13 protein-coding genes and 1 pseudogene are annotated in these 18,168 nt (G+C 67.0%); 8 read left to right on the forward strand and 6 right to left on the reverse strand.

Annotated features, from left to right (window positions below; all coding sequences use genetic code 11):
- The first annotated feature begins 63 nt into the window (after positions 1 to 63).
- Positions 64 to 1,269, forward strand: a complete 1,206-nt coding sequence (locus DSM104299_RS05660; RefSeq protein WP_272476312.1) for a tyrosine-type recombinase/integrase — start codon at positions 64 to 66, stop codon at positions 1,267 to 1,269.
- 86 nt (positions 1,270 to 1,355) lie between these two features.
- Here DSM104299_RS05660 and DSM104299_RS05665 read toward each other — a convergent pair whose 3' ends face one another.
- Complete coding sequence (locus DSM104299_RS05665) at positions 1,356 to 1,562, reverse strand: hypothetical protein (protein WP_272476313.1); 207 nt, start codon at positions 1,560 to 1,562, stop codon at positions 1,356 to 1,358.
- Between the two features lie 48 nt (positions 1,563 to 1,610).
- On the reverse strand, positions 1,611 to 1,871 hold the full coding sequence (locus DSM104299_RS05670; protein WP_272476314.1) for a helix-turn-helix domain-containing protein: 261 nt from the start codon (positions 1,869 to 1,871) through the stop codon (positions 1,611 to 1,613).
- 105 nt (positions 1,872 to 1,976) lie between these two features.
- Between DSM104299_RS05670 and DSM104299_RS05675 the strand changes: the two genes are divergently transcribed.
- Both DSM104299_RS05675 and DSM104299_RS05680 read left to right on the forward strand, forming a co-directional pair.
- On the forward strand, positions 1,977 to 2,660 hold the full coding sequence (locus tag DSM104299_RS05675) for a helix-turn-helix domain-containing protein (RefSeq protein WP_272476315.1): 684 nt from the start codon (positions 1,977 to 1,979) through the stop codon (positions 2,658 to 2,660).
- On the forward strand, positions 2,657 to 3,367 hold the full coding sequence (locus DSM104299_RS05680) for a hypothetical protein (protein WP_272476316.1): 711 nt from the start codon (positions 2,657 to 2,659) through the stop codon (positions 3,365 to 3,367). The genes DSM104299_RS05675 and DSM104299_RS05680 overlap by 4 nt, the downstream gene beginning before the upstream one ends.
- Before the next feature lie 46 nt (positions 3,368 to 3,413).
- On the opposite strand, the gene DSM104299_RS05685 is transcribed toward DSM104299_RS05680, so the two are convergent.
- From DSM104299_RS05685 to DSM104299_RS05700, 4 genes and pseudogenes are all read right to left on the reverse strand, one after another.
- Positions 3,414 to 5,021: an AAA family ATPase gene (locus tag DSM104299_RS05685; RefSeq protein ID WP_272476317.1), complete on the reverse strand. Its 1,608-nt coding sequence runs from the start codon at positions 5,019 to 5,021 to the stop codon at positions 3,414 to 3,416.
- 22 nt (positions 5,022 to 5,043) lie between these two features.
- A pseudogene (gene mobF / locus DSM104299_RS05690) lies at positions 5,044 to 5,703 on the reverse strand (MobF family relaxase); the annotation flags it as partial.
- A 281-nt stretch (positions 5,704 to 5,984) separates the two neighbouring features.
- On the reverse strand, positions 5,985 to 8,285 hold the full coding sequence (locus DSM104299_RS05695; protein ID WP_272476318.1) for a hypothetical protein: 2,301 nt from the start codon (positions 8,283 to 8,285) through the stop codon (positions 5,985 to 5,987).
- Between the two features lie 155 nt (positions 8,286 to 8,440).
- Entirely contained in the window at positions 8,441 to 9,385 is a 945-nt protein-coding gene (locus DSM104299_RS05700; protein ID WP_272476319.1) for a pentapeptide repeat-containing protein, read from the reverse strand.
- Positions 9,386 to 10,001: 616 nt separating this feature from the next.
- Between DSM104299_RS05700 and DSM104299_RS05705 the strand changes: the two genes are divergently transcribed.
- Genes DSM104299_RS05705 through DSM104299_RS05725 form a run of 5 tightly spaced genes read left to right on the forward strand, consistent with a single transcriptional unit; the run spans position 10,002 to position 18,100 of the window.
- Complete coding sequence (locus tag DSM104299_RS05705) at positions 10,002 to 11,549, forward strand: N-6 DNA methylase (RefSeq protein ID WP_272476320.1); 1,548 nt, start codon at positions 10,002 to 10,004, stop codon at positions 11,547 to 11,549.
- A gap of 54 nt (positions 11,550 to 11,603) precedes the next feature.
- Positions 11,604 to 13,139 (forward strand): N-6 DNA methylase, encoded by a 1,536-nt coding sequence (locus DSM104299_RS05710; RefSeq protein WP_272476321.1) that lies wholly within the window; start codon positions 11,604 to 11,606, stop codon positions 13,137 to 13,139.
- Positions 13,132 to 14,310, forward strand: a complete 1,179-nt coding sequence (locus DSM104299_RS05715; protein WP_272476322.1) for a restriction endonuclease subunit S — start codon at positions 13,132 to 13,134, stop codon at positions 14,308 to 14,310. The genes DSM104299_RS05710 and DSM104299_RS05715 overlap by 8 nt, the downstream gene beginning before the upstream one ends.
- 11 nt (positions 14,311 to 14,321) lie before the next feature.
- Positions 14,322 to 17,360: a type I restriction endonuclease subunit R gene (locus tag DSM104299_RS05720; RefSeq protein ID WP_272476323.1), complete on the forward strand. Its 3,039-nt coding sequence runs from the start codon at positions 14,322 to 14,324 to the stop codon at positions 17,358 to 17,360.
- 5 nt (positions 17,361 to 17,365) lie between these two features.
- Positions 17,366 to 18,100 carry a M48 family metallopeptidase gene (locus DSM104299_RS05725; RefSeq protein ID WP_272476324.1) on the forward strand — a complete coding sequence of 245 codons (735 nt, stop codon included), beginning with the start codon at positions 17,366 to 17,368 and terminating at the stop codon, positions 18,098 to 18,100.
- Positions 18,101 to 18,168 lie beyond the last annotated feature (68 nt).

The raw sequence follows: 18,168 nt of genomic DNA on the forward strand, positions 1-18,168 counted from the left end.
CGTCCGCGTTCATCTGGTCCCGTGGTTCCAATATGGTTCCAATTGGGGCGAGGGTGGACGCGGTTGTCGCGCGACATAGTGGTGGTGATGGCGCGGCGTTCGTACGGAACTGGGCAGCTCTTCGTCCGGGCCGACAGCAACGGTCGGGAGACCTGGTACGGCTCCTGGCGGGTCGGCGGCCGGCGGGTCAAGCGGCGCGTCGGTTTGAAGCGCCGGCCGTCGACTTCTGATGGTCTGACGCGCACGCAGGCCGAGGCCGAGCTGCGGCGGCTGATGGGGACCGAGGTGGTGCTCGCCGGGCCGGCGCGCAAGACGATCGAGGAGGCGGGCGCGTTGTATGTGGAGCACCTCGAGCACGTCATGGAGCGCAAGCGCACGACGATCCACGACTACCGCGGATACCTCCGTCGACATCTTGTGCCGTTCTTCGGCTCGCGGCCGATGGACAAGATTGACCGGGCGTTCGTCGAGAACTACCTGTTGACGAAAAAGCGCGAGGGGCTGTCGTCCAAGACGGTGTGCAACCACCTCAACTTCCTTCACGGGCTGTGGTCGTTCGCCATCAAGCGCGAGTGGGCGCTGAAGAATCCGGTCGCTTTGGTCGACCGTCCGCGGATGCCGCGCTTCAAGGAGCGGCGGATCCAGTTCCTGACGCGCGAGGAGCTCGACGCGGTGGTGCGCGCAGTGCCGGATGACGTGTTGGGCTCGGTCGAGACGCCGCTGTATCTGACCGCCGCGATGACCGGTCTGCGTCAAGGCGAGTTGATTGCCTTGCGTTGGATCGACGTCGACTGGAGCGCGTCGCGGATCCGGGTGGCCGACTCGTATGTACGCAGAGCGTTCGATTCGCCCAAGAGCCATCGCGGCCGGTCGGTGCCGATGGCGGACCGGCTGGCAGGGGAGTTGGAGCGTCACTTCCAGGCCTCGCGCTGGCGGGCGGAGAACGACCTCGTCTTCGCCCATCCGGTCACGGGGCACGTTTTGGACTCCTCCAAGCTGCGCAAACGCTTCTACGTGGCTTTGGACCGCGCCGGCGTACACCACATCACCTTCCACGGCCTGCGCCACACGTTCGGCACCCAGATGGCCGCAGCCGGCGCGCCGATGCGTGCGATCCAAGAGTGGATGGGCCACGCCGACATCTCGACGACCGAGATCTACTCGCACTACGCGCCGGACCCGACAGGCGGGGCGGCGTTCGCGCAGAAGGCGTTTGGGGATGCGGCGGGGGCACTGCCGGGCGAGACGGCGCCGTTGCCTGGCTTCTGAGCGCGGTTTGCGAGCGCTCGGCCTAGAGCGCGTCACCTTGCTGGCCGCGATGCCTTCGACCATGGACGCGTCGGCACTGGGCGGGGCTACTGCCCGAGGCGGTCGAAGGTCGCCTGATGGACGGCGACGAAGCGCTCAGCGAACGCGAGGTTCTCGGTGCGACGGTCGCCACGCGCCGGCCCCGCGAGCTTGGCCCCGAGGGCACGGACGTCGTCCTCGTCGAGGGCGTAGCGCGTGTGGAGGTCGGCGACGACGCGCGCGACGAGTTCCTCGGTGATCTCGCGGCTGGCCACGGGACCAGCCTAGTGGCGATCCGTAACGCCCTCTCGGTGATCTTGCGCTCAGGATCGTCCGCGCTGCTCGCCCACCCAGCGCTCGAGGTCGGAGCGCAGGAAGCGGACGTGCTTGCCGATCCGCACGCACGGAAGGTGGCCGCTGCGGGCGGCGTCGGCGACCCATGAAGGACGGACCGAGAGCATCTTGGCGGCCTCGGCGCCGTTCAGCAGCGGCTCGCGCAGATCGATGGGGTTGACGTCGAGGCTGAGTTGCTTGGCCATCGTGGGCTCCGGTTCGGTGGACTTCTCCTTAGTCGACCGAGCCATCGAAACCCCCTTCCCCGAATCCCTGATGCTGGTCGGCGCTCTGGCTAGGTTTCGCGCCCGTCCCGGCCTGGACAAAACGGTTTCTCCAGCGCTACCATTTTGTCCGTGCCTGAATCCTCGCTCATGAGCGTGCAGGAGGCAGCCGACGTTCTCGGCGTCGGCCCGGCGGCCGTCCGCAAGAGCATCGCCGCCGGCTCGCTGCCGGCGATCAAGCGCGGCCGAGCCTGGTGGGTGGACGCCGGCGAGATCGATCGCGTCCGGCGCCAGCCGCCCGGCCACGGGCGCCCACTGTCGGCCGAGATGGCCTGGGCCGTGTTGTTGCTCGCCTCAGGGGACGACGCGTCTGCCGCGGCGGCCGCGGGGCGACAGCGGTACGTCTCGCGCGCACGCGCCTGGCTCGTCGAACATCCATTGGCCGAGCACGCCGCCCGACTTCGCGCCCGGGCCCAGATCGAGGATTTCGACGCCCATCCCTCCGAGCTGGGCAGGATCCTCTCTAGGTCTGACGCGCTGGCCACGGGTCTGTCCGCGGGGTCGCTGGTGGGACTCGTCGGCGGTGACCAGAGCATCGAGCTCTACGCGCCGGCCGACCGTCGACTGGCACTCATCGCCGACCACGGCCTCGAATCGCGCTCCGGCTCCGTCCACATCCGCTGGGTACCCGAGGCGCTCTGGCCACTGCTGTCGGACGGCGACGGCCACGCTCCACGAGCGGCGGTCCTCGTCGACCTGCTCGAGAGCGCCGACCCACGCGCACGCCGTGAGGCGGCTCGCGCGTTGAGTGCGTGACTCGGATCGACATCGACGTCGATGACCGCGAGACCTTGGCGCTGTGGGAGGCGCTGGGCGGACTCGCCGCGGAGCTGCCGGGCGACTGGATCCTGATCGGTGGTCTGATGGTCCAGCTGCATGCGCTGGAGCGCGGCGCGCGTGATGTTCGCGTGACCGCCGACATCGATGTGCTCGGCCAGGCGCGCCCACCGGGAGCGCTCGACGCCATCGACGAGGCGCTCCTAGCCGAGGGCTTCGAGGTGGCGGGCCCAGACGTCGACGGCTATGCCCATCGCTACCGGCGCGCCGGGCTCGTGGTCGACGTCCTCAGCCCCGATGGCATTCGACCGCCGGCGTCCATCGGGGGACTCAAGGCCGTTGGCGTGCCGGGCGGGACACAGGCGCTCGCACGCGCCGAGAGCGTCACCGTCTCGGTCGGCGGCCGCGAGTTCTCGCTGCGGCGCCCCACGTTGTTGGGGGCCATTCTCATCAAGGCCAGGTCCTTGATGACGCACGCAGACCCGGAGGCACAGCGCGAAGATCTCCTGCGCCTGCTGGCGATGGTCGAAGATCCGCGAGCGCTGGCCGCCGACCTGAGGACCACCGAGCGCCGATGGCTTCGCGACGCTGAGGCACGCCTCGCCTTCGACTCCTACACCACGCTCGACGAACCCACGGTTCGTCTGGCGGCTCAGGCCTTCCGCCTGCTCGTGATTCGCCGGTGACCTGACCCGTCCCCCCGGACGCCGGTCGCGCCACGTCGAGATGCGCTCAGAGCTCGGGCCCGAGATCGTCCATCGAGAAAGCTGCCGGCGTCGCGGGCTCGAGCGGAGCGTCGCGGGCGACGAGCACGGCCACCTCGCGCAACCACTCCTCTCTCGCCGCAAAGCCGGCTGGACGATCGCCCAGCCAGTCGGTGAGCCTGCTGCTGGGGTCAAGCATCGCCGTACGTGTTCGGTGACGTTCGGCGAAGTCAGGTGCCTCGGAGTGAGGTTCTCGTGGGCGCACCGGCTCGACGGGGACGGTGTCCGCAGCCTGGGCTGACCACCTCTCGATCGCGGCACACTGTGCGTCGATCTCGCGCTCGATCGCCGCCCGTCGCGAGCGGCGCAGCCGGCTCAAGGCGTCGCGCTCAGCCTGCATGCGGGCGATGCGCTGTTCGGCCCGAGCCACCTCATCGAGGGCGCCCACCGTCCGTGCTGCTCCGCCCCGCACGAGCACGTCCAAGGCCATGTCCTTGGTCCGGCTGGCCGAGAGTGTTGTCACGACGTCCTCATGAAGGTCGTCGGACTCCGCCTCGAGCCCTGGCAGCGGGCGCTCGACCGAGCCGGGGGAGACGACGTAGAACCGGGCCTGGTCGCGGTGGCGGCTGAGCGCCGCATAGCCCCACTCGCGATAGAGCTCATCGGAGCCCAGCACGAAGGAGCGGTCGACGGTCGCGCCCTGGGCCGCGTGGGCGGTGAGGGCGTAGCCGTGCTCGAGCCACCCTTCGTCGAGGTAGCTGCCCTCAAGGCGCAGCTCCGCGTCGCGTGCGGTCCGCACCGTGAGGGTCCGCTGCTCCAGGTCGATGCCTACAACTTCACCGCGGGTGCCGTTGACGACGCCGGCGCGCCGGTCGTTGCGTCGTGCGATCACCCGGTCGCCGACCAAGAACGAGCGCTCGCGGGCCACCAGTTCGTCTTCGCCGAGTCGGCCGTCGCGCTGCATCCGCGCGTGCGCCAGGACGTTGAGCTCCGCGACGTCGCGGCGTCGGTGGGCGATCATCACGGCGTCCTGGTCGCCGGTTCGTGCGGCCTCCCACCAGTCATCGACGAGCGCGGCCCGGAGTTCGTGGGCGGTGGGGCGGGCGACGATGCGTCCGTGGTCGCGGTAGGCGTCCGCCCACGCACGGACGTCGCCGTCGCGCAGCTCGGCGAGCGCCTCGCGGTCCCAGTCGGCATGTTGTCGTCGAACCTCGTGCAGCTCGATCGCGCCGAGGTGCTCGGCCAGGCCGCGGAACGCGCCGCCGGCGTCGATCTCGGGCAGCTGGCGGTCATCTCCGACCAGGACGAGCTTCGCGTCGCTCTCAGCGGCGTGGCGGGCGAGTCGGTCGATCGTGCGCGAGCCGACCATGCCGGCCTCGTCGACGATCAGCACCGAGCCCTCAGCAAGGTCATGTCCTTGGTCGATGTCGCGAAGAACCGAGGCGATCGTGGCGCTGTCGATCCCGGCCAGGTTCTCGAGCTCCAGCGCAGCGCGCGCCGAAAGCGCGGTGCCGAAGACGCGGACGTCGTGGGCCTCCCAGAGCTCGCGTGCGGCGGCGAGGGCGTGGGTCTTGCCGGTGCCCGCCGCCGCGCGGACGACCTCGCTGGGAGAACTGCTTGAGAACCCGGTCGTCAATGCCGCGGATCTCGGCGATGCCCTTTGCAGCTGGCTCCCACTCGACGCCCAGCGCCTCGGTGAGCCGGCGCCGCAGCGCCGCCTCATAGAGGTAGCCGGCCGTCCGCGCATGCGCGTACAACGCGCGGCCGTCGAGCGTGGTGGCGCGCCCCTCGGCGGTCGTGGCGTTGGCGATCACCGCGTGGGTGTGCAGCTGGGGATCGCCGGCGCGCGAGCTGCGATGCCGAAACGCCGCGACCTTCAAGCCGTCGCCGCGCAGCACGCGATGTCCGCCGCTGCCGCGACGCGTCCACGTCGCGTGCCGCTCGATATAGCCCAACGCCTCCTCGACCGCCAGGTCGTGCGCATCGCGGACGACCGGCGCCAAAGCCCGATCACCTACGCCGAACAGGACCGAAACGGACTTGGGCGCGGAGAACGTCAAGTCATAGGCCAACACTTTCCGCGGGTTTGCGGTCTGCGACGACAGCAAGGCCAGGAACTGCTCGTCGTCGACGGTCCCGTTCAGGCCCGCCGCGGCGGCGCCACTGCCCAGCCAGCGACCGGGTGATTCGCCGCGGCCGGAGTAGTAGTCCTCCTTGCCCTGGGCGACGTTGTCGATGTAGTAGCGCGGATCGCCGTTCCCGCCCCCGCCCTTGCCGATGGAGAGCACGTCCCGTAGTCGACGAACGGGGCGGATCACCCTCGCCTGATCGCACGGCCGTGCAACTGCGTGCCGGTCTGGTGGTTGGGGCCATCGGAACCGTGGAGCGACGTGTCAGTCGATGGACGTGCCGGAGGCGGCGTCGGGCACGACGAGCGTCGTGTTGATGGAGTCAGCGTTGACGGAGCGGAGATTGGGAATCTCGTCGTAGGGAGTGGCCGGTGCCGGACACTGGAGGACGGCTCGCTGGTGGGGGCTGGGCGCACGATGGCGTCGGTGAGCTCGCGTAACTGGAGGGCCGGCGAAGCTTCGGACGGTCGCTACGTCGTCGGCTTAACCGCCCGTCGTCCAGCGCGTTGCGATCGTTGGAGCCGGGCGAGCCGGGGCTTACGCCCGATCTCCTGACGCCAGTCGAAGAAGTCGCCGAGCCCGAGGTGGCGCTTCTGACTCCACTCCGCCAGCGTGGGTAATAGGGCGCGCCGAAAGCCCGCCTGGGCGAACGGTGCATCGGACAGGTCCGCTGCGACCATCGCTCGGAGGTCGTCGCTGTAGAGCTCGTCAGGCGTAAGCAAGATCAGCTGCGCACGCATCGGATAGAGGCCATCGACCAACGACGCCGGGCGCGCCAGTCGGCTGAGCTCGTCTCGTTCTGCGGCGGTGAACCCCTCCTCGTCGAGGGTGGCGAACACGAGGATGGCGCGCGGGAACCGTCGTTGGATCGCCTGTGCTCGTTCGAAGTCTCGAGGTTGGAGGGGGTGGCGTGTCTTGACCTCGCCGAACACCATCTCGTGCGGCTGGTTGGTCGGTTCCAGGTTCCGGGCTCGGTGGAGGGCGATGAAGTCGACCTCGCCGATGTCGCCGACGTTCAGGCTCGTCGACCAATCGAGCTCGGAGTCGGTGAGACGATAGAGCGCGTGCAGGGCGAGCATGACCGGGTAGCGCCCCACAGCGCTCTGCCGTCGCGCTCGGAAGCCGCCGGTGGTCTGGTATGCCCACCGGCCAGGAGGACGTTCCTGAGGGAACGGGAACGTTTGGAGGCACTCGGCACAGCGTTGGATATCGCTCAAATCTTCAGGCGAATACCAGTTCCCGAACTGGCAGTGAGGACAACGGATCGTGAGGCCGGCGCGCAGGATGCCGCGGTCAGTGAGCGCTCGGCGGACTCGGTCGGCATCAAGCCCGTCGCGTCCTTTGTTGTCCGTCTTGAGCGCTTGATCGAGTCGTTGGGGCGGGATTTGCATCACCTCGGATCTGGCCACGTCCTGGAACAAGTTGATGAGGCTGCGATTGCGTAAGAAGCGGACGTCGGCGAGCCCACCCACGCGGCGGATCATCTCCAACGTCATGCGACCAGGCTCCGATAGAGACGTCTGAAAGCCCTCGTCGGAGAGCAGTTGCTCAATTACCTGCTGACCGGTCGGGAGGCGTGCGAAGAACGAGTCATCGCGTTGTCGTGCCGGCACGACGATGCCCTCCCAGTTCGTACGGATGTTCGGCGTCAAGAACGCGTCCATGACGGCCCGGACCGATTGCAACTCCCGGGGGAAGATGCTCGCCCCTTCATCCCACAGGTACGACTTGCGAACAGTGAGGACGTTGATCCACCAGCCGCCGAAGGCGATGGAGTCCGCAAAGGTCGGTGACGCAAGCTGGAAGGTCGCCCGTTCGGAGGTCGCCGCGATCTCGACCGGAGCGTCTCCTGCGCTCACCGGTCTGAACGCGTCGAATGCGACCGAGTCGTGATGCCAATGAGCGGCTATCTGCCCGAAGGACCCCTTGACACCGTGTGCCAGGACGTCGTCGACCACCTGCTTGCTTTCGGCCAGGGTCCACCGTCGACTCGGGACCAGATCCACGTGGAAGCGCTGAGCGTCGGTCAGATGGGCGGTGAGCGCGGCCAGCCTCGGAGCGAGCGTAGGGACCGCATGCCGCGGAAGCGGGAGGACCTCGTCGCCAGTCGCGCGCAGGTTCCACAGGTCGAGGAGATCCCAAGGTGAATCTGCGTCGAAGATGTAGATGATGGTTCGAGCCATCGGGGACGGCGTCACCTCGATGCCGTAAGACCCGACACTTAGAGGACCGCGAAAGCTGCCAGGGCCGCCAAGGGTGCCGTTCCAGAGCTGCTCGTCATGGATCTCATGTCGTTCGGCTTCTAGCAGCGACATGTAGGCCTGCTCGGTCTCCGCGTGGTCGAAGTGGCCGTACCAGACCTTGACGAGGTCATCGAGGCGGGCGGGACCGGCGGTGGGGAGAACGAGATCGTCTGGCCGGCGAAGGACGAACCGTCGTTCATGCTGGTGTAGATGGGCGTAGACGTCGACGCAATCGACGCCCATGTGACGTCGGATATCCCGCGCGTCCGAACTCAGGTCAGTGGCGCTGACCTCGCGGTCGGCGAATGCGTCAGGCACGACGTAGCCCGGCACCATGTTGACGAGGACGTCGGGGTCCCATGCCTCGAGGTAGCTACGAGTGAGTTGCGGCCCCGTGAGGTCTGGCCACGGCACGTCTCTCCACCAGGCAGGGCGACGCGCCAGCACGGGAACGATCGGGTTGTACTTGCCGCCCCACAGCGAGGTGTTGATCGCGGCCGCACGCGCCAGGGCGCCGTGGGAGGTCATGTCCACGAGGATCGCTGTTCTCACAGGGCGCACTCGCCGGTCGACTCGAACCGATCGCGATCGTGCGTCCGTCACGCGGGCCCGGTCAGAAGACGTCGATGCTCAGCCACAGTCGAACCATCCCACAGACGCTCGCAGGGAGGGCGCGTGCGGAGTCAGTCGTCGATCAGGATGCCGTCGTGGTCGGCCGCGACGAACCCGGCGGGCCACTTAGTCTCTGAGTCGGCCTGCGTCTCTACAAACTTCGCGGCGCGCAGATCCGCATCGGTCAGGTCAGCGCCGGAGAGCGTGACGTCGGTCAGGTCGGCCTTAATCAGGTCGACATGGCGCAGGTCAGTCGCGCTGAGATTGGCCTGCGTCATGTTCGCGCCCCTCATAACGGCCTCGGCGGCGAACGCGCGCTCGAGGCTCGCGCCTCGGCAGTCCGAGTCGACGAATCGCGCGTGTCCTAGCCGGGCGCCTTCCAGTGAGGCGTGGAAGAGACGCGCGTCTTCGAAGTCGCTGGCGATGAGGTCGGCGTGATGGAGTTCGGCGTACGCCATTCGTGCTCCAACGAAGCGCGCACCCGACAACCCGGCACCGATCAGGCTGGCCTGGTCGAGCACTGCGTGAGAGAAGTCGGCGTCGGAGAAGTCGAGACCGGCAAGGCGCGCGCGTGGCAGGTAGGTCGCGGCGAGGTCCAGGCGCCAGGGCAGCGGAGGGTCGAAGTCCTTGCGCCGCGCTCCCAGGACGGCGAGGGCAGCATGCACGTCGGCTGGTGGCGGCTCTGGGTAGCGACTGGGATCGTGGTCGAGCAGAAGCGCGTAGATGCCGCCGATTCGCACGTCCTGGCTGCCGCTGCCGAGCTGGTCGATGGCCCGCGTGTAGCGGTCGGTGATCTGTCCTTCGCGGTTGAGAAGAAAGCCGCGGTGGGTGTAGAACGCCCCAAAGACGGCGATCGCACCCGCGAGTATGCCGAGCACGGTTGTGCGCGCACGACCCACATCTTCCGCGTGCTCGGCGGCCGTCATGTCGGTTTTCGGCGCGGCGAGTTGATCAGCCGCGATCTTCACGAGGAGGACGACGAACGCGAACACGACGACGAACAAGGTGATGGCCACAACGGCGCCAGCCGTCCGACGAGCCCTCGGATGGGTGACGAATCGCGTCTTGAGTCTCTCTAGCCGGGCCGGCACGCGCCCATCATCTGAGCGGCCGCGGACGGAGTCGTAGAGTGCGGCTAGCCGCGACCACGAACTCGAGGCCGACGTTGGTGGCTGTGCGACGCTGCTCGTCGGGCCATCATCTTCTACATCTTGATCGGACGTGAGCGGCTCGCTTTGGCGGATGAGGCCACGATGGGATCCTGACGCGAACAGCTGTTCGCCCATCAAGGGAACCGCAATCTGTATCGCGCAGGAGATGCGGTACCGGGCCGGCGGGTTCTTGTTCTCGCCGCTTTTCAGACGCTGCAGCGTCCGCGTGAAGATGGCGGTCGCGTCGGCGAGCTGGTCCTGGTTGAAGCCGGCCTTACGGCGGTAGTGGTTCAGCGAGGTCTCCGGCGGCGGGTTCAGCTTGCTGCCCTTCTTGGCTGAGCCGCGCTTGGCAACGCGGCACGCAATCGGCCCAGTCGCCGAATGTGGCGGCTGCCTCCGATTGCTAATGAGCCCAGGTGGCAGACCCGAGCCTGCGCAGAGCGGAGCGTCGGTGCCCTGCCCGGTCTAGGGTGGATGCGCCATGGCTGATGCTGAAAATCAGCAATTCACTTCGACCGAGCTACGAGACCGCCTTGTAGCGATAGCCGACGAGTTCGGCACGCTCATGTCGCCACGCGCGCGGCTGGAGCACCTCGCCGCTGCTCTGTTTCTGAAGCGAGCGAGCGACGTCTTCATCGAAGAGCATGCGGCCGCAGTAGCCGAGCTGGGAGGCGCTAGCGGCGCGGAGGCCATCATCGCCGCTAACCCGAACGCGTACCACCTCCTCCGACTGCCCGCGGGCACAACCTGGAAGGACGTCGGGGAGGTGGACCGCAACCGTTTCGGAGCCAAGTTCGACGAGGCCCTCCGCGCCGTGGCATCAGCGAACCCGCGTTACCTGAAGAACGTCTTCAACACCACGGATTTCAACAACCGCCAGGTCCTCCCCGTCGACAACCTCGCGGGCGTTGTACGCAAAGCCCAGCAACTCGGCACCCTGACGACTGCCCGGGTCAGTGCCGAGCTGCTAGGCGAGGCGTTCCTCCAGGTGGTCGATCACTTCTCCCGGCAGGAGAAGCCCGCCAAAGGCGAGGTCTTCACGCCGAGCGCAGTCGCGCGTCTTGGAGCGCGCCTCCTCGCACCAGGGGCGGACGCGCAGGTGCACGACCCCGCATGCGGTTCGGCTGGCCTTCTTGTACGCGTGAGAGATGAGGCGCGACGCCTGCACGGCGATGCTTCGAGCGGTGTCGGCCTGTTCGGCCAGGAGCGCAAGCCCAGCATCTGGCTCGTCGCGCGGATGAACACCCTCTTCCACGGGGCCGCGGCCGCGTCGCGGATCGAGCCTGGCGACTCCGTGCTGACTCCGGCCTTCTTCGAGGATCAGAACTTCGACCTCGTCATCAGCAACCCGCCGTTCGAGCTGGAGGTCAACGACTGGCACGACTCGTTGCGCAAGGGAGACCCGTTCGGGCGAGTCGACCATCTGCCGGGCAAGAGTCACCCGGAAATGGTCTTCGTCCAGCACATGGTCGCCTCGCTCAGCAACCACGGCCGCATGGCAGTTCTTCTCCCCAACGGGGCGCTCTTCCGGGCGCGACAACAGCAGGCGGTTCGGCGGGACCTCATCGAAGCCGACATCGTCGAAGCGGTAATTGGGCTGCCCAAGGGCATGTTCTACGGCTCCGGTATCCCGGTCAGTTGGGTGCTCGTGAACAAGGCGAAGCCCGCCGAGAGGCACGACCGGGTCCTCTTCGTCGACGCATCGGAGTGTTTCGAGCGGGTTGAGACGACCAACGTGCTCCGTGAGTCAGACGTGGAGCGGGTCCTCGCTGCCTTCGCCGGCGCCCCCGAGGAACCCGGCTTCTCCGCCTGGGCGACGCGTGACGCCATTCGCGAGCGCCGGTATAACTGGACCGTCCGCCGGTACGTGCGCCCTGCGGAAGCTGGTGGAGACCTGGTTCCGCTTCCCGAGGCCCTAGCTGAGCTCGACGCGGCTCGGAGCGCGGCCGGGTTGGCCGACGACCTCCTAGAGCCGATACTCAGTGACCTTCGACGCGCCGTGCCAGACGCGTCTCCCGGCTCAACCTAGACACAGAAAGAAATTTGGTACGCCCTCCGGTGCGGCCCTTACCATCGCGACCTCATGCCTATCGACGTTGCCGCGCCTCTGCACCTGCGCACGCTGGAGGACCACCTTTGGGCCTCGGCCGACCTTTTCCGCGGCCTCACCGATGTGGAGGTCCAGCGCGACTACGTCCTGGCGTTGCTCTTCTTCAAGCGTGCGAGCGACATCCACAAGGAGGAGACCGCCGCTGCGTTTCAGGAGCTTGGAGACGCTCCGGACGTCGAAGCCATCATCGCCGCGAACGCGGACGCCTTCTACTCGCTGCGGGTTCCGGAAGACGCCGCTTGGGCGGATGTAGTCGCAACGGACCGCCATGAGCTTGGCACCGCACTGAACGACGCGCTTGCCGCAATCGCGGCAGCTAACCCGCGCCAGCTCGCGAGCGTCTTCGAGTACACGGACTTCAACAACCGAAAGGCACTGCCGCCGGAGCACCTCGCCGCGGTCGTCCGGCACTTCGACGAACTGGGGCCCCTCACGCGCGAGCGCGTCCCCCCAGACATGCTCGGGCAGGCGTACGAGTGGCTGATCGCGAAGTTCGCCGCCGAGGCGGGTAAGGCTGGCGGCGAGTTCTACACGCCGGCTCCCGTCGGCTTGCTCGGCGCACGACTTCTGCAGCCGCCAGCGGCTGCCACGGCATACGACCCCACGTGTGGCTCTGGCGGCCTGCTGCTCGAGCTGCGCGACGAAGCATTCCGACTCCACGGCGACGAGGCCCAGGGCCTCACGCTCTACGGCCAGGAGTTGAAGCCGACCACGTGGGCCATCGGGCGCATGAACATGCTGCTGCATGGAGCAAACGCCGCCGCGACCATCGAACAGGGAGACACCTTGTTCAAGCCGGCGTTTGTCCAAAACGGACGGGTGCGGCAGTTCGACCTGATCATCGCCAATCCCCCGTTCTCATCCAAGAACTGGGGACACGACAAGCTCAAGTCAGGAGGTGACCCGTTCGGTCGGATGCGGCACCTGCCTCCGAAGCGCCACGGCGAGATGGCCTTCGTCCAACACATGGTTGCCTCGCTCAAAGACCATGGCCGGATGGCGGTCGTTCTGCCGAATGGGGCACTGTTCCGCGCAGGCAACGAGCAGGCCGTCCGGCGAGACCTCGTCGAAGCCGACCTCGTCGAGGCTGTCATTCAGCTCCCGAAGGACATGTTCTACGGCGCAGGCATCCCGGCTTGTTACCTCCTACTGAACAAGGCTAAGCGACCCGAGCGCGTCGGACGTGTGCTGTTCATCGACGGCGCCGAGGGCTTCGCGCGAGCCAACACGAAGAACGTCCTCCAGCCCGAGGACATCGACAGGCTCGTCGCTGCCTTCAACGACGACAACCCGCAGCCAGGTATCTCGTCCTGGGTCTCTCCCAAGGACATCGCCGCACGACGCTTCAACCTGACCGTGCGCCGATACGTCCAAGGCACAGAGGACGACGAACAGGCGGTGACCCTCCCGCAGGCCATCGCGGAGCTTCGTGAAGCGCAGGCCGCAGCTCGCGCGACCGACGCTTCCGTAGAGCAACTGCTCTCCTCCCTTGAGAGCTCCGATGGTTGAGGCCAACGCGTGGCGAGCGGTCCCGCTAGGGGAGTTCCTCACCGTCGCGCGGCGCATCGTCACAGTCGAAGACGACGAGAACTACGAGCAGGTCACCGTGCGCATCAAGGGACGCGGCCTCACGAGCCGCGGCGTCGTCCAGGGCACCGCCATCGCAACGAAGAAGCAGTATGAGGTCCGCGCCGGAGACCTACTCGTCTCGAAGATTGATGCGCGCAACGGTGGCCTCGGCCTCGTCCCGCCGGAGCTCGACAACGCTATCGTGTCGAGCGACTTCCCGGCCTACGTGATCGACGAGGACGTCTGCCTCCCGGCCTACCTCGACATCTACGTGAAGCGGCCTGTCTTCTGGGAGGAGTGTCTGCTGGTCAGCGAGGGCTCGACGAACCGCGTTCGGCTGGTCCCGGAGCAGTTCCTGGAGCTGGAGGTGGAACTGCCTTCGCTCGAAGAGCAGCTGGCCATCGTCGACGCGGTGGACCTCGCGGACCAGGCGGCCGCACGAGCTCGCGAGCAGCGTGCGTCACTGGAGCAGTTCTTCGAGTCGTATCGCCGGGACCTCTTCTCCGGCCTGGCAGAGGCCCACGAAGCAGTTCCCATCGCGGAGTTCGCGGACCTCGGCTCAGGAGGCACGCCTTCTCGCCGAGAGCCCACATACTTCGGTGGCGGCGTCCCCTGGGTCAAGACGGGCGAAGTCGCGTTCGGACCCATCAGTGAGACTGAGGAGACCATCAGCGACGAGGGCTTGAAGCGCTCGTCGGCGAAGCTCTACCCGTCTGGAACCGTGCTCGTGGCCATGTACGGACGGGGTACCGTCGGGCGGTCGGCCTACATCACCGAGCCGATGGCCACCAATCAGGCGTGCGCCGCAATCAAGCCAGGAAGCCGGCATGTCCCGCTCTTCCTCTTCCACTTCCTGTGGAGCGCGTATGACGAACTTGTCGAGGAGGCGGAGGGAACGACGAACCTGACGAACATTTCCCTTGGCGTCGTCAGCGACTTCGAGGTACCCCTCCCAGACCTCGACACCCAGGGTGATGTTGCGGTTCGTCTCGAACAGCTCGTTGCAGCGCGGAAGGCGTACGACAGGCTGTCGGCCGCTCACGTCGGGTTCCGGACGGCGCTCCTGGAGGATTTCGTGACCGGAGTTCGGCAGCCGCCGGAGAGTAGCTAGCGGGCACGAGCATGTCGGCGACGTTTCACACCACAGAGGCAGACATCCAAGCTGAGCAGCTGGACGTGCTGCAGCGACTGGAGTGGGACTTCATCAATCGGTGTGACATGAACGCGCTCCGGGGCAAAGCGCGCATGAACGAGGCGATTGTCGAGCCCCTGCTCATCCAGGCCCTCTGCAAGCTCAACGCAGGACTCAACGAGGACGCCGCGCGGGAAATCGCCGCCAAGGTACGGCGCATTAGCAGCGACCGAGAGATGCTTGAGGTGTTGCGAAACGGTTACCAGTACAAGCCGACGCCGGCGAGCCCGACTCTCGACATCACGGTCGTCGACAGCCAGCAGCCAAGCCGAAATGACTACGTGGTGACGGAAGAGTTCGTCATCCGCACTGGAGGGCAGCGCGAGCCGCGTCTCGATGTCGTGTGCCTCGTGAACGGCATCCCGCTCGGCGTCATCGAGAACAAGGACACAGACGAGCCCATCAGCGGCGCCGCAGATGACTGGAGGGGCTACTGGCTCGACGCCCCCCAGCTCATCACCCAGACCAGCGTGGTCGGGTGCTGCAACGGCCTGTCGTTCCGCCTGGGCCCCTCCGGCCTCGAAGACGAACGGTCCTATCTCCAGTGGACCGACGCTTGGCCGCGCGAGGTTGAGGACCCGGACGACGAAATGCTCGTGGCCCTGACAGGCGCGTATCACCCGCACAACCTCGTCGACCTCGCGACCAACTTCGTCGTCTTCGAGACTCGTGAAGGTGTCACAACGAAGAAGCTCGCGCGGGCGCACCAGTTCCGTGCGGCGAACAAGCTAGTCGACCGCGTCATCGCCAAGCAGTTCGACCGGGGCATCATCTGGCATGCCACCGGTTCCGGCAAGTCGCTGACCATGGTCTTCGCCGCCGGCAAGTTGCTCCGCGTCGGGCTCGGCAATCCGTCGGTCGTGCTCGTCATCGACCGTGTCGACCTAGACGAGCAAATCAACGAGACGCTGGTCGCGTGCGAGTTCGATGGCGTCCAGCAGGCCACCTCTGGTGAGAGGCTGGCGACGCTGCTCGTCGGTGGCGGCGGCGTCATCGTGACCACCGTCCAGAAGTTCCGTCAGTCGATGAACGCCGCCCTCAAGGACCGAGACGTCATCGTGTTCGTCGACGAAGCGCACCGGTCCCAGTTCGGCAAGTTCGGCATCTGGATGCAGGACGCGCTACCCACCGCCCGGATGTTCGGCTTCACGGGAACGCCCATCGAGGTCGACTCCCATCGCTCCACCCGCAAGGTCTTCAGTCCTGAACTCGGAGACGGCAAGCGAGAGGCGTACCTGGACCGTTTCGGCTTTGACCAGGCAATTGCCGACGGCGCCACTGTCCCGGTGGTCTACGAGCCCCGGCTCGCCGAGTGGCGCATCACCAAGACCGATCTTGACGCCAAGGTCGACGTGCTCGCGGCCGACCTCGACGAAGAAGCCCGAGACGAGTTGCGCGCGCAGGCGAGCAAGGAGTCCGTCGTCGCGAAAGCGCCGGCACGCGTGGCCGCCATCGCAGCAGACGTCGCCGACCAGCTAGCTACTCGCTTCGCCTCAAATGGCTTCTGCGGCCAGCTCGTAGGCGTCGACCGTGAGGCCTGTGCGCTTCTCGCCGCGGAGCTCGCCAAGTACCTCCAGCCGCAGGAGTTCGCGGTCATCATGTCGCGTAACAAGAAGGACAGCGCACGCCGCGTCGGCCAGATTGACCTGCGCTACTGGTACCCGGGCGAGCACTGGGTGCGAGTCCACGGAGCGCCGACGCTCGGCGGCGCCGACGAGGGCGACACATCCGAAGCTGCCGACGAGGCAGACGGCTTCATTACGGCGACCGACCGGAAGGCCATCAAGGACTTCATCCGCCGCTTCAAGAGCGACAGTGACCCTCTCAAACTGCTCGTCGTCAACGGGATGCTCCTTACAGGCTTCGATGCGCCCAGCGAGCAGGTGATGTTCTTGGACCGCGGGCTTCGCGAACACACGCTCATGCAGGCCATCGCCCGGACCAACCGGCGTTACCGGGACAAGGACTACGGCGTCATCCTGGACTACTGGGGCGTCTTCGACGAACTCAAGGACGCCCTGTCTGAGTTCGCTTCCGACGACCTCAAAGGGCTCGTTGAGCCGACGGAGGCGCTCATCGAGCGGTTCCCCCGCATCATCGACGAAGCCCTCACGGTCGTCGAGCCGGCCGCGAACGGGTCCGCCCGCAAGCGCATGCTGCGTGTAGTGCGGCTGCTGACTGATCACACCGACAAGGCGGAGGACTTCGAGCGGCTGTTCCGCGAAGCCCAAGGCATTTACGAAACGCTCACCCCGGACAGGCGCCTCGCGCCGCATCTCGGCCGCTACGGCGAGCTGCTCGAAATCTGGGCTGCCTGGCGACGCGGCACCCGCCGCGACCGCCGCACCGGCGACGACCTGCGCCACAAGACCCGCCAGCTAGTGCAAGCGGCTGTCGGCATGGACCGCATCGGTGACGACCTGCCCGCCTTCACTATCGACGCCGACTTCCTACAGGCCTTGATCGAGGACAAAGAGCTCACGCCGGAGGAAAAGGCGACCGACATCGAGGCGGCCATCGTCCACGAAATCAAGGTGCGCGGCCAGGACGACCCCCTGGCTAAGACTCTCGCCGAGCGACTGGCCGAGCTTCGCGCGAAGCGGCTTCGAGCGGCCCAAATGACCCTCGACGACCTGCGCGGGTGGGAGCAGCTCGTCGCGGATTACAAGCGCGAGCAGGAGCGCGGCGCCGACCTTGGTCTGGATGAGGCCGGCGTCCTCGTTCATGCGGTGTTGCTGCGGTCCGCGCCAAGCGCCGACGAACAGGACACCGTTGATGTCGCCAAGGCGATGAGCAAGCACTACGACGACGCCTCTCGCATTCCCGACTGGAAGAACCGGCCCGACGTTGCCCAGCGCCTCCGGCGTGCCGCTGTCAAGGAACTCGTCGTCCGCGACAGCACAAGTCAGCTGCCGCAGAACGCCGAGTTGATGGATGAGTTGATGGCCGCTCTTGCGACGCTCCGGTGAGCGCCATGGCCGCCCCACCCGCAGCGGAGACGCTCACCGTCGACCTTGGGGAGCGCGTCGTCGAGGTCGAGGTGCGTCGTTCTGACCGTGCGCGTACCACTCGCATTCAACTCGGGCGCGACGTCCCGCTGCGCATCATCGTGCCAGCGGGCGCGTCCGATGAGTACGCGGCGCAGGCCCTGCGGAACAAAGCAGCCTGGGTCCTGTCGAAACTGAGCTCGGTCGAGGAGGAGCGGCACCGCCTCGCCGAGCTCGGTCTGGCCACGGACACGCAGGTGTGGTTGCACGGTGCCCGGGTGACCGTTGAGTCCACGTCCCGTATCGCTCACGCACGCCTTCAGGACGGGCGTCTGCTCGTCCCCGCGGAAGACGCCTCGCGAGCCGTACAGCGGTGGTATCGGCGCACCGCCCGTACATGGCTTCGGCAATTGGTCGCGGCGGAAGCGGAGAGGCTCGGCGTCGAAGTGTCGGGCGTGGGCGTCCGTGACCAGCGGACGCGTTGGGGGTCGTGTTCGCGCCACGGACACATTTCCTTGAACTGGCGTCTCGTGGTCATGCCGGAGCACGTGGCGCGGTATGTCGTCGTCCACGAGCTCGTGCACCTCCGGGTTGCGAATCACTCGAAGTCGTTCTGGCGCGCGCTGTCGGCGGCGCTGCCGGACTGGCAAGAGGCCTCCGACTGGCTCGGTCGCCACGGCAACGAGCTGCGCAATTACCAGCCGGGAGCGGAACTCTCGTGAACTTCTGGAAAGCCATCGTGACGGTGCTTGCCGATGAGGGAGGACCGCTTCACTCCAAGGTCATTACA

The organism is Baekduia alba (genome assembly GCF_028416635.1).
GTDB classification, from domain to species: Bacteria; Actinomycetota; Thermoleophilia; order Solirubrobacterales; family Solirubrobacteraceae; genus Baekduia; species Baekduia alba.